This window comes from Paenibacillus doosanensis (genome assembly GCF_025060755.1).
GTDB lineage: Bacteria > Bacillota > Bacilli > Paenibacillales > NBRC-103111 > Paenibacillus_S > Paenibacillus_S doosanensis.
This window is the reverse complement of sequence record NZ_JANYUY010000021.1, coordinates 106,662-113,683: the sequence shown is the minus strand read 5'-3', so window position 1 is coordinate 113,683 and position 7,022 is coordinate 106,662. Positions and strand designations below refer to the sequence as shown.

The window sequence follows — 7,022 nt, the reverse complement described above, 5'->3', positions numbered from 1 at the left end:
CTGGATAGCTACGTACGGACGGGATAAGCGCTGAAAGCATCTAAGCGTGAAGCCCCCCTCAAGATGAGATTTCCCAGTAAGTAAGACCCCTTGAAGACGACGAGGTAGATAGGTTCGGGGTGGAAGCACGGCAACGTGTGGAGCTGACGAATACTAATCGGTCGAGGGCTTAACCAAATTCCCAAGAAAGTGAAGAGAAGCTTTGAAGCTGATTCCAAATACTTTCTCGGGGCCCGGAAACAAACCGGGAAGAACAAATAACCATTGCTCGCTACGCGCACGAGTTTCGTATCTAGTTTTCAAGGCGCAAGCCTTGAACAAGCTATACCGTTTGGTGATGATGGCGGAGGGGAACCACGCGTTCCCATCTCGAACACGACCGTTAAGCCCTCCAGCGTCGATGGTACTTGAACCGAAGGGTTCTGGGAGAGTAGAACGTCGCCAAGCGGTACATTCCCTGATAGCTCAGTTGGTAGAGCACTCGACTGTTAATCGAGTTGTCACAGGTTCGAGTCCTGTTCGGGGAGCCATATGGAGAGGTGTCCGAGTTGGCCGAAGGAGCACGATTGGAAATCGTGTAGGCGTCACAAGCGTCTCGAGGGTTCGAATCCCTCTCTCTCCGTAGCAGTAAGGCCCGTTGGTCAAGGGGTTAAGACACCTCCCTTTCACGGAGGTAACAGGGGTTCGAATCCCCTACGGGTCACCATTTATGTTATAATGGTTATATGGAGGCTTAGCTCAGCTGGGAGAGCATCTGCCTTACAAGCAGAGGGTCGGGGGTTCGATCCCCTCAGCCTCCACCATATAAACTTCAACGACGCGGGGTGGAGCAGCCCGGTAGCTCGTCGGGCTCATAACCCGAAGGTCGCAGGTTCAAATCCTGCCCCCGCAACCAATTTATCTTTTATAGTGTGGAGCCGTGGTGTAGAGGCCTAACATGCCTGCCTGTCACGCAGGAGACCGCGGGTTCGAATCCCGTCGGCTCCGCCATTTAAGTCAGAAGCGAATGTATAGTAAGGCTCGGTAGCTCAGTCGGTAGAGCAGAGGACTGAAAATCCTCGTGTCGGCGGTTCGATTCCGTCCCGAGCCACCATGTACTACACAATGTGTTACGCCGTTGTAGCTCAATTGGTAGAGCAACTGACTTGTAATCAGTAGGTTGGGGGTTCAAGTCCTCTCGACGGCACCATTGATTACAACATAATATGGAGGCTTAGCGAAGTGGCCAAACGCAGCAGACTGTAAATCTGTTCTCTGACGAGTTCGGTGGTTCGAATCCATCAGCCTCCACCATATTATAGGGGCATAGTTTAAAGGTAGAACAAAGGTCTCCAAAACCTTTGGTGTGGGTTCGATTCCTGCTGCCCCTGCCAATTTTTTTATTATAGCTGTGGCGGTCGTGGCGAAGGGGTTAACGCACCGGATTGTGGCTCCGGCATTCGTGGGTTCAAGTCCCATCGATCGCCCCATGTTTATATTGGGGATTAGCCAAGCGGTAAGGCAACGGACTTTGACTCCGTCATGCCTAGGTTCGAATCCTAGATCCCCAGTTTATTTTATGCGGAAGTGGCTCAGCGGTAGAGCATCGCCTTGCCAAGGCGAGGGTCGCGGGTTCGATTCCCGTCTTCCGCTCCATATGTTACCTGGCGCCATAGCCAAGTGGTAAGGCAGAGCTCTGCAAAAGCTTTACCCCCAGTTCGAGTCTGGGTGGCGCCTCCATTTTTTTACGCCGGAGTGGCGGAATCGGCAGACGCACAGGACTTAAAATCCTGCGGTAGGTGACTACCGTACCAGTTCAAGTCTGGTCTTCGGCACCAAGTAAAACTTCATAATTATGTGCCCTTAGCTCAGCTGGATAGAGCGTTTGACTACGAATCAAAAGGTCAGGAGTTCGAATCTCTTAGGGCACGCCATACTTGCCGGTGTGGCGGAATTGGCAGACGCGCGCGACTCAAAATCGTGAGGGAAACCGTGGGGGTTCGAGTCCCTTCACCGGCATACAAAAAAGCATGAATCTTTAAGATTCATGCTTTTTTGTATTTTATACGAAAATCCCCAGTCGATCTTAAATCCGCTATGTGTCCGAAATACTCACTTTTCCGGCTGGCAATTGTATTCAAACCCGCTGGAGTCGTAATGTATGATAGTTTTATGAAAGCGTTTCCTCGAACTTATACTAGGGTCTGCCGATCATCGATAACAAAGTGAAATCAGTTAAGAAATCGATATATTGGGGAACGCAATTCACAGGATGAGCCTCTATAATGAGTTCAAATGCCGTTTATACATTGGAGGTCATTATGAGAGGTGCTCAAGCAGCAGCTGCATCCGTCGGGCAGGGTCTAAAAAAAGCGCGGATCGCAGCCCATCTTCCGTTTTATGTCATGATTTTGCCGGGATTGGTTTATTTCCTGATCTTTAAGTATGTGCCCATGCTTGGATTACTTATTTCGTTTCAGCGCTATGATCCGTTTTCCGGCATGTGGAGCAGTCCATGGGTCGGTATGGATAATTTCAACAGGTTATTTACCGAACCGGATTTTCCGTTACTGCTTACAAATACATTTGCTTTCGCTTGTTTGGATATCCTGTTTTTTTTCCCGGCTCCTATCATCCTCGCTTTGCTATTGAACGAATCCAGACTGAAAACGATTCGGAACACCGTACAGACCATCATGTACGGACCGCATTTTATTTCCTGGGTCGTTATCGTGTCCATGACGATGACTCTGTTCTCTTCACAAGACGGAATTATCAATCAATGGCTGGTGTCGGCCGGCTTCGGTAAAATCGAGCTGTTTACGAAATCGGAGTGGCTGCGTCCGATGTGGCTGCTGCAAAATATGTGGCAGGGTGCAGGATGGGGGTCGATTTTATATTTGGCCACGATGGCCTCCATCGATCCGTCGTTGTATGAGGCGGCCAAGGTGGACGGTGCGGGACGGTTTCGGCAAATATGGCATATTACGCTGCCGGGCATTCGCTATGTCGTTATCGTGCTGTTCATTTTAAGACTGGGTCATTTTATGGATATCGGGTTCGAGCATATTTTCTTGCTGCAAAATCCGCTCAATGTGGGCGTATCCGACGTATTCGATACGTATGTGTATCGTACCGGCATACTTCAGCGGGATTACAGCTACTCGGCGGTCGTCGGCATGTTTAAATCGATTGTCGGTCTTACGCTGGTGCTGACTGCCAACAAGCTGGCGCGCAAATTCGGCGAGGAGGGGGTGATCTAGCGGATGAAAGCGGGACAGTCTTTTAAGGATAATGTCTTCAATACTTGCGTGACCGTCATCCTCATCGGTTTGGCGGCGACCGTCGTCTTCCCGTTGCTGTTTACTTTGTCCAGTTCTTTTGCGTCGAGCAAGGAGCTGCTGCTGAAAGGCGTTGTTCTATGGCCTGAGGAATGGACGCTGGAAGCATACAGGTTTTTGCTGGACAACGCCCAATTTACGCGCGCTTTCTATAATGCTATTTACATTACCGCAGTAGGAACGCTCATCAATATGGCGCTGTCGACGCTCATGGCTTACGGGCTTTCTCATTCGGGGGTTAAGGGCAGGACGGCCGTCAATGTCATCGTGCTGTTCTCAATGCTATTTCAGGGCGGAATGATTCCAACTTACCTGGTGATCCATGGGCTCGGACTGATCAATTCGTATTGGTCCATATGGCTTGCGGGAGCGATCGCTCCCTTTAACCTGATTGTGATGCGCAGCTATTTTCAGACTTTGCCCGTTGAAATCAAAGAGTCGGCCCGGATCGACGGCTGCGGGGAATTTAAAATATTATGGCGGATCATCCTTCCGGTTTCGCTGCCGGTGCTAATCACTTTTACGTTATTTTATACGGTGGCTAATTGGAATACTTACTTTCAGGCGATTTTGTATTTGAATGATGCCAATTTATATCCGCTCCAGGTGTTTCTTCGCCAAATCCTGATCGTGAACTCCTCCGAGCTGGGGCTCGTTGTTACGGATACCGGGTACAGCTACACCTCCGCCGTACCGTATGCAGCTATTCTGCTGACGGCCTTGCCTCTGCTTATGGTGTATCCGTTCATGCAAAAATATTTCAGCAAAGGCATGATGATGGGTTCGGTCAAGGGATAGCTTAGCACCCTGCGCGGTATTGTGGGGGGGATTACAGTGTATCATGTGCTTGTCGTGGAAGACGAACTGCTGATCAGGGATGCGCTTGTGGAAATGGTGCATCAGTTGGACGGATTCAAGGTTACGGGGGAGGCCGCCAGCTGTGAAGAAGGCTGGCGCCTGATGCAAGAGCTGTGGCCGACGGTGGTCATCACCGATATTCAGCTGCCGGATCAGGATGGTCTGGAGCTGATTCACCGAATTCGCACTCAGCGGCTGCCGGTTGTCACTATTATAATCAGCGGGCATGACCGATTCTCTTATGCGCAAAATGCGATCCGGCTGCATGTATCCGAATATTTACTGAAGCCCATCTCGGAGGTCGAGCTTCACTCCGCGCTGTCTCGTTCTGTCGGCAGGCTGGAAACGTGCATAGAGCCGAATCAAATATTGCGCGACATTCAGCGGTTCATCGACCGGTTGCATGAATTCGAGCCGATCGGGCTGTTTGAACAGACCGACCGGATATTGCATGCGATTCTGGGCGGACGTTCGCTGGATCAGGGCTCCCAAACCAGTTATCTTCGCATTTTTATGGGGAAGCTCACGGAATTTATCAAGATCATTCATCCGGAATTTCAGGATGCCTCACTTCCGGAGGATTTGAACGAACAGCGGGTGCGGCACGTATTTCACGATCTGCTGCACGAATGGACGCTTCGTTACCCCCAGTTTGCCGGGAACAATATGAGATTGGTCATCAAACGCGCCTGCGAGTATATGGGGGCGCATATGCAGGACGAATTGACGCTGAAACAAATGGCGGATTACTCCAATTTGAGTTCTTCGTATTTCGGAGTGCTGTTCAAACAATATACAGGCAAAAGCTTTGTGAACTATTTGAATTATATCCGCATTGAAAAAGCGATGGAGCTCCTTCGGACTTCGGATAAAAAGGTATATGAAATCGCCGAGGATGTCGGTTTCGCCACGCTGCCCTATTTCAATCGCGTATTCAAGCATGTCGCGCTGGTGACTCCTAACGAGTACCGCAAAGGGTTGGGCCTATGAATGCGGGAAGCTGGTTCAGCCGCCGCTCGATCAAAGTCAAGCTGATTGTTATCCTGCTGGCGGCGGCGTTATCCTCCATATTGCTGACGGGCGCGCTGTCGCAATATTTCTATATGAAAGCGGCCAAAAACGATTTTTACCAGTTTGCCGACGATGCTTCGTATCGCCTCAACCGGCAAATCGAATTGTATTTTCAACAAATGAAAATATCCGTATCTACCCTGATAGCCGGTCCGCTGCCGGAACGCAACGATTTCACCCGAAACCGGGGCAAAGCGGGAATTATTCAGAACTGGCTTGTCAGCGGAGGGACGGTCACGCCGACGTACCCTGCGGACATTGAGGATGTATTGAACAACTATGTCGCTCTGAACTATAGCGAAGTGGACAGCCTGTTTCTGATGTCTCTTGACGGAAGGGTCATATCGAACATTCAGCGCTTTGACGAAATTTCCAAATCGTATACGAAGGAGCCTTGGTACGGACTGGAGATGATGAGCGACTTGAAGCTGCTTCCGACCCACAGATCCCAGGTGACCGGTAAAAACGTCATCTCCATGCTGGTTCCCGTCTATTCGACGGAAACGATGAAATTGGCGGGAAGGCTCGTAATGAATCTGAAAATTAGCGAGCTGGAAAAAACTATCGTCCGTTCCTCATTCGCTAAGAAGGGGTATTTTTTTATCGTATCCAAGGAGGGGACCATTGTGTATCATCCCGACTCGGCCATGATCGGCCAATCGCTTCAATCCACCTCCCTGGCCGGGCTTAAGTTCGATACCGCGTCCTCCGTTCAGACCATCCAAGACAAGGAGATGCTGGTCGCTTACAATACTTCCGAGCTCACCGGGTGGAGAGTGGTTGCCATGGTTCCGTTCGAAGTGATGGCCAGCGGGGTTACCGTAGCGCGCAATGCGATGATCGTGGCTATGCTGGGGCTCGCCGCCATGGTTCTGATCGTTGTGCCGGTCATTGCGCAAAGGTTTACAAGTCCGCTGCGCAAGCTGAAGCAGCTTATGGAACATGTAGAGAAAGGGAATTTGGATATGCGGGCGGAGGTGGTTCCGGGCAAAGACGAAATTCAGCTGCTAAGCCGCAGTTACAATCGCATGACCAAGCAGCTGCACGAGTATATCGAGACGATCGGCAGCATGAAAGTAAATGAGATGCAAATGCTGCTCAGGCAGAAGGAAGCGATGATTCAAGCTCTGCAAAATCAAATCAATCCGCATCTGCTGTATAACACATTGGAAATCATTAACAGCTTGGCCTACATCGAAAAAAACGAGCGCATTCAGGTGATCGCCAAAAATTTGGGGGATTATTACCGGTATACGGCCTCCATCGTCGAGCCCGTCGTTTCGCTGAGTGAAGAGATCAGTCAGGTCAAGAAATATTTGGAAATCGTCAAGATCCGCTTTCCCAGACATTTTCAAAGCCGTTTTTATGTTCACGAGAAATATTTGGACGTTCTGATTGTGAAATGCTCTTTGCAACCGATTATCGAAAATACGGTCAAATACGCGGTGGAGCCAAGCGGAGGCCATGGCACGGTCATCGTCAGCGCCTACAATGAAGCTCAAGACCTGATCATTGAAATCGCCGATAACGGCAAAGGCATTTCGGACGGCAAGCTGGCGCAGCTGCAGCAGCGGCTCAATAGCATCACGATGCAGGACAATAAGACGCTGATCCGAAGCGAATCGCTCGGCATTGTGAACGTTCATGCCCGGCTGGTTTTGCAGTATGGTTCGAAGTACGGGCTCACGATTACCTCATTCGAGAACAGAGGGACGGTCGTGTCCATCAGAATCCCTTTTCTGACAGAACGGCCCGCAAATAAGTGATAAGGAG

At 50.2% G+C, this 7,022-nt stretch carries 4 protein-coding genes, 17 tRNA genes and 2 rRNA genes; all 23 read left to right on the top strand.

The window, feature by feature from the left end; genetic code table 11:
- Nucleotides 1–177 (top strand): 23S ribosomal RNA (locus N0M98_RS16720); the annotation flags it as partial.
- Between the two features lie 153 nt (nucleotides 178–330).
- A 5S ribosomal RNA gene (rrf, locus tag N0M98_RS16715) occupies nucleotides 331–447 on the top strand.
- Between the two features lie 7 nt (nucleotides 448–454).
- Nucleotides 455–530: transfer RNA gene (locus N0M98_RS16710), tRNA-Asn, on the top strand.
- Between the two features lie 3 nt (nucleotides 531–533).
- Nucleotides 534–622: transfer RNA gene (locus N0M98_RS16705), tRNA-Ser, on the top strand.
- A gap of 9 nt (nucleotides 623–631) precedes the next feature.
- Nucleotides 632–706 (top strand) — tRNA-Glu (locus tag N0M98_RS16700).
- A gap of 21 nt (nucleotides 707–727) precedes the next feature.
- Nucleotides 728–803 (top strand) — tRNA-Val (locus N0M98_RS16695).
- 15 nt (nucleotides 804–818) lie between these two features.
- Nucleotides 819–895: transfer RNA gene (locus N0M98_RS16690), tRNA-Met, on the top strand.
- 18 nt (nucleotides 896–913) lie between these two features.
- Nucleotides 914–990: transfer RNA gene (locus N0M98_RS16685), tRNA-Asp, on the top strand.
- A 27-nt stretch (nucleotides 991–1,017) separates the two neighbouring features.
- Nucleotides 1,018–1,093, top strand: a tRNA-Phe gene (locus N0M98_RS16680).
- A gap of 20 nt (nucleotides 1,094–1,113) precedes the next feature.
- Nucleotides 1,114–1,189: transfer RNA gene (locus N0M98_RS16675), tRNA-Thr, on the top strand.
- Nucleotides 1,190–1,207: 18 nt separating this feature from the next.
- Nucleotides 1,208–1,293, top strand: a tRNA-Tyr gene (locus tag N0M98_RS16670).
- A gap of 6 nt (nucleotides 1,294–1,299) precedes the next feature.
- Nucleotides 1,300–1,373, top strand: a tRNA-Trp gene (locus N0M98_RS16665).
- A 20-nt stretch (nucleotides 1,374–1,393) separates the two neighbouring features.
- Nucleotides 1,394–1,469 (top strand) — tRNA-His (locus N0M98_RS16660).
- Nucleotides 1,470–1,478: 9 nt separating this feature from the next.
- Nucleotides 1,479–1,550 (top strand) — tRNA-Gln (locus tag N0M98_RS16655).
- A gap of 10 nt (nucleotides 1,551–1,560) precedes the next feature.
- A tRNA-Gly gene (locus N0M98_RS16650) sits at nucleotides 1,561–1,635 on the top strand.
- Nucleotides 1,636–1,645: 10 nt separating this feature from the next.
- Nucleotides 1,646–1,719: transfer RNA gene (locus N0M98_RS16645), tRNA-Cys, on the top strand.
- A gap of 9 nt (nucleotides 1,720–1,728) precedes the next feature.
- Nucleotides 1,729–1,817, top strand: a tRNA-Leu gene (locus N0M98_RS16640).
- 19 nt (nucleotides 1,818–1,836) lie between these two features.
- Nucleotides 1,837–1,913: transfer RNA gene (locus N0M98_RS16635), tRNA-Arg, on the top strand.
- Between the two features lie 5 nt (nucleotides 1,914–1,918).
- Nucleotides 1,919–1,998: transfer RNA gene (locus N0M98_RS16630), tRNA-Leu, on the top strand.
- Between the two features lie 302 nt (nucleotides 1,999–2,300).
- Nucleotides 2,301–3,242, top strand: coding sequence for an ABC transporter permease (locus N0M98_RS16625; RefSeq protein ID WP_249865639.1), 942 nt, complete (start codon nucleotides 2,301–2,303; stop codon nucleotides 3,240–3,242).
- A gap of 3 nt (nucleotides 3,243–3,245) precedes the next feature.
- Nucleotides 3,246–4,118, top strand: a complete 873-nt coding sequence (locus tag N0M98_RS16620; RefSeq protein ID WP_259618593.1) for a carbohydrate ABC transporter permease — start codon at nucleotides 3,246–3,248, stop codon at nucleotides 4,116–4,118.
- 36 nt (nucleotides 4,119–4,154) lie between these two features.
- Nucleotides 4,155–5,168: a response regulator gene (locus N0M98_RS16615; RefSeq protein ID WP_259618592.1), complete on the top strand. Its 1,014-nt coding sequence runs from the start codon at nucleotides 4,155–4,157 to the stop codon at nucleotides 5,166–5,168.
- Nucleotides 5,165–7,015 (top strand): sensor histidine kinase, encoded by a 1,851-nt coding sequence (locus tag N0M98_RS16610; RefSeq protein ID WP_259618591.1) that lies wholly within the window; start codon nucleotides 5,165–5,167, stop codon nucleotides 7,013–7,015. Before N0M98_RS16615 ends, N0M98_RS16610 begins: the two co-directional genes overlap by 4 nt.
- Nucleotides 7,016–7,022: the final 7 nt, after the last annotated feature.